Genomic DNA, 2515 nt, shown 5'->3' with positions numbered 1-2515 from the left:
GGGCTTCCTCCTGCCGCGCCTACTGCCCGTCCGGGTCGAGCAGACCCCGCCGGTACGCCGGGACGAGGTTCTGCGGGACGAGCATCTCCCGGCCGTTCAGGGTGATCGCGACCAGCTTCGGGGGCGTCGCCCGCCACTGGGCCCGGCGGTGCCGGGTGTTGCCGCGGGAGGTCTTGCGCTTGGGTACGGCCATCGCGGGCTCCTTCTCGGGTGGTGTTGTCGAACGTGTCGTCGAGCGGTGCTACCGGGAGGCGTACGGGAGGAGGGCCGTCTCCCGGGCGTTCTTGATCGCCCGGGCCACCGCCCGCTGCTGCCGGGCGGTGAGCCGGGTGACCCGGCGGCTGCGGATCTTGCCGCGGTCGGAGACGAAGCGGCGCAGCAGGTCGGTGTCCTTGTAGTCGATGTACTCGATGCCCGCCGCTAGCAGCGGGTTGGGCCGGGGCTTCGGCGGGGCGGGTCGTTTGCGCACGGGAGGGCGCTCCTTCAGTGGACGGGGTCGAGCAGGTCCTGGAAGGCGTCGGGCAGGGCCTTCCAGCCGGGTTCGCCGGCGGCGAGTTCGGCGTCGGTGAGCAGGCAGGAGTCGAGCAGGTCGGTGACGCCGTCGACGTCCAGCCCCTCGGCGGTGAAGCTGAGCTGCTGCACCCGGTCGCCGTGCCGGGGGTGCCAGTCGAGGGCGGCGGCGGCCCGGCGCGCGGGCGGGTAGAGGTCCCAGGCCGCGTCGGGCAGGGAGGTGAGCCAGGGCCCGCACTCCTCGACCGCGAGGTTCGCCCCGGCGGCGTCCCAGGCGAGTATCAGATCGGGCCGGTTGGCCAGCCAGAACCGGCCGCGGCTGCGCTGCGCCGCCGGGACGAGCAGTTCCAGCGCCCGGTGCAGCCGCTCGGGGTGGAGCGGTCGGCGGCGCTCCCACAGCAGGGTGGCGACGCCCGCCTCGTCCCGTTCCTGCGGCAGCAGCGCGAGCGCCGGGTTGACCCGGTCGCGGGCGGCGGCCACGTCGAAGCCGCCGAGCGCGGCCCGGGTGAGCGCTCCGGTGCCGAGCCGGACGGTCCGGGCGGTGGCGTGCAGCTGGCGCAGGAGGGCGAGCCCCGGCGCGTGCGCCGCGGCGCGCGGTACGGCGAGCGTGCCGGCGTACTCGATCTGGTGGGCGAGCGCCTCGGCGCGGGTCCGGTCGTCGCGCGAGGCGGTCTGTTCGCCGTGCTCCACCAGGTCGTCGGGGACGGAGAGCTCGCCGATCAGCCGGTCCGGGTCGACGGCGGTGACCACGCCCGCCAGTTCGACGGCGTCGTCGAGCCGCCGCCCGTCCACCTCTCCGCCGGCGATCACCTCGACTGCGGGGTGCGGGTCGCTGCCGCCCCACAGTTCGACGATCGCCAGTCCGTACCGGCCGCCGTCGGCGAGCTCCAGCAGCCGGGGCAGCAGGTCCTCGCGCAGGGCGCAGCACGGGCAGTCGTTCACCAGCGGTACGTCGGCCACGTCGAAGGCCCCCGCGGCGTCGCGCAGTTCGCGGCGGACGGTGCCGAGCGCGGCGTCCCGCAGGTCGTGGTGCAGGACCACGGCGTCCACCGCGGCCGCCGCCAGTTCCCCGACCGCGGCCCGGCGCTGCTCCGCGTGCAGGCCGGCGACCACCACCACCGGCAGCCTGGTCCCGTCCACGGCGCTCACCAGCTCGCCTTGCGGACGCCGGGCAGGTGCCCGGCGTGGGCGTGCGCGCGCAGGTTGACCCGGGAGAGGCCGAAGGCCCGCAGGTAGCCGCGGGGCCGGCCGTCCACGGCGTCCCGGTTGCGGACCCGGGTGGCGCTGGCGTCGCGCGGCTGGCGGGCGAGCTCGGCCTGGGCGGCGGCGCGCTCGGCGGGGCCGGTGCCGGGGTGGGCGATGATCCGCTTGAGCTCGGCCCGGCGCTCGGCGTAGCGGGCGACGACGGCGCGCCGCCGCTCGTTCTTGGCGATCTTGCTCTGCTTGGCCATCAGACCTTCTCCCCCCGGGCGCGGATGCGGGCGACGGCGGCCTCGATGCCGATCGCGTCGATGGTGCGGATGCCCTTGGCGCTCAGCGCCAGCCGGACGTACCGGCCCTCGCCGGGCAGCCAGTAGCGCTTGCGCTGGATGTTGGGGTCGAAGCGGCGGCCGGTGCGGCGGTGCGAGTGCGAGATCGCGTTGCCGAAGCCGGGCCGGCGGCCGGTGAGTTGGCAGCGGGCGGACATGGGTGCTCCCTGGCGTCCGGGAATGGGCAGGACCGGGCTCACGTTACACCAGATGAAAATGACTTCCATTTCGATGTACGGTTCGAGGCAACCCCTCGGACCCCGCACCCGGGCCCCGAGCCCACGACCCCAGGAGGACGCCCCATGGCCCGCAGCGAACTGCGCCCGGTGATCAGGCTCCGCTCCACCGCCGGCACCGGCTTCACGTACGTGACCCGCAAGAACCGCCGCAACGACCCGGACCGGATGGTCCTGCGCAAGTACGACCCGGCCGCGGGCCGGCACGTCGACTTCCGCGAGGAGCGCTGACCCCGGACG

The 2515-nt window shown here is 75.3% G+C and carries 6 protein-coding genes; 1 reads left to right on the top strand and 5 read right to left on the bottom strand.

Annotated elements, in window-relative coordinates:
- Positions 1 to 19: 19 nt before the first annotated feature.
- From rpmF to rpmB, 5 genes are read right to left on the bottom strand one after another with little or no spacing between them, the layout of a single operon-like run.
- Complete coding sequence (rpmF, locus tag ACFU6K_RS36580) at positions 20 to 193, bottom strand: 50S ribosomal protein L32 (RefSeq protein ID WP_380670587.1); 174 nt, start codon at positions 191 to 193, stop codon at positions 20 to 22.
- Between the two features lie 48 nt (positions 194 to 241).
- Entirely contained in the window at positions 242 to 469 is a 228-nt protein-coding gene (rpsR, locus tag ACFU6K_RS36575) for a 30S ribosomal protein S18 (RefSeq protein ID WP_380670585.1), read from the bottom strand.
- A gap of 14 nt (positions 470 to 483) precedes the next feature.
- Complete coding sequence (locus ACFU6K_RS36570; RefSeq protein ID WP_380670589.1) at positions 484 to 1650, bottom strand: CobW family GTP-binding protein; 1167 nt, start codon at positions 1648 to 1650, stop codon at positions 484 to 486.
- Between the two features lie 5 nt (positions 1651 to 1655).
- The gene (gene rpsN / locus ACFU6K_RS36565; protein WP_380670583.1) at positions 1656 to 1961 is read right to left on the bottom strand and encodes a 30S ribosomal protein S14; all 306 of its coding nucleotides are present in this window, start codon (positions 1959 to 1961) and stop codon (positions 1656 to 1658) included.
- Complete coding sequence (gene rpmB / locus ACFU6K_RS36560) at positions 1961 to 2197, bottom strand: 50S ribosomal protein L28 (protein ID WP_380670581.1); 237 nt, start codon at positions 2195 to 2197, stop codon at positions 1961 to 1963. The genes rpsN and rpmB overlap by 1 nt, the downstream gene beginning before the upstream one ends.
- Before the next feature lie 144 nt (positions 2198 to 2341).
- On the opposite strand from rpmB, the gene rpmG reads away from it, so the two are divergent.
- Positions 2342 to 2506, top strand: a complete 165-nt coding sequence (gene rpmG, locus ACFU6K_RS36555) for a 50S ribosomal protein L33 (RefSeq protein WP_049656556.1) — start codon at positions 2342 to 2344, stop codon at positions 2504 to 2506.
- Positions 2507 to 2515: the final 9 nt, after the last annotated feature.

Source organism: Kitasatospora sp. NPDC057512 (assembly GCF_042802135.1).
GTDB lineage: Bacteria > Actinomycetota > Actinomycetes > Streptomycetales > Streptomycetaceae > Kitasatospora.
The sequence above is the reverse complement of the archived record's forward strand: the minus strand, read 5'-3'. Positions and strand labels throughout refer to the sequence as shown.